Raw genomic sequence first — 604 nt, forward strand, 5'->3', positions numbered from 1 at the left:
TTAGCAGAACTTGGTACATTTGCGATTGTAAACTTACCGTCAATATCAGTGATAGTACCAAGGGTAGTGCCATTCACCAATATTGAAGCACCTACGACAGGTTGTCCATCTTCTTCAGAAGTAACCAAACCGGTAACTCTAGATGTCTGCGCTGTCATCAGACCTATACCTATAAAAAGGAAGGTCATTAAGAACATCAATTTTCTTTTCATAAATTCTCTCTTAAATTTAACCTATAAACAGATTTTTTGTCTCTAACAGGTTGCAAAGATAACACTAATTATGACAAACCAAAAAAAGTGTTACGTATTTAACTAAAAAGTATTATTTTGCAAGCTCCCATCCAGTAAAAACCAACAAACTATAACTAGAAATATTCAATTTAATATATTTTAAAATAGAATTTCTATCATAAAGATAGCGTCTAAAAAGATATTTTCAAGATAAAAAGAACATTATTTCCTCCCAAATGGTATCTTTTTATCATTTTACATCTCCCAAAAGACTAAAGAACTATTAACAATGATGAAAACTGAAACGACCATGTACCAAGTTCTGCTAAAACTTTGCGCATTTCTTATGTAGGAATGATTTCGCAGGACGT

General features: G+C 31.8%; 1 protein-coding gene. It reads right to left on the reverse strand.

Going from position 1 to position 604, the window contains the following annotated elements; genetic code table 11:
• On the reverse strand, positions 1 to 212 hold a 212-nt coding region (locus DW173_RS04890), incomplete at its 3' end, for a carboxypeptidase-like regulatory domain-containing protein (RefSeq protein WP_120143996.1).
• Positions 213 to 604: the final 392 nt, after the last annotated feature.

The sequence above is a fragment of the Bacteroides sp. AM16-13 genome (assembly GCF_003602705.1).
Lineage (GTDB): Bacteria > Bacteroidota > Bacteroidia > Bacteroidales > Bacteroidaceae > Bacteroides > Bacteroides xylanisolvens.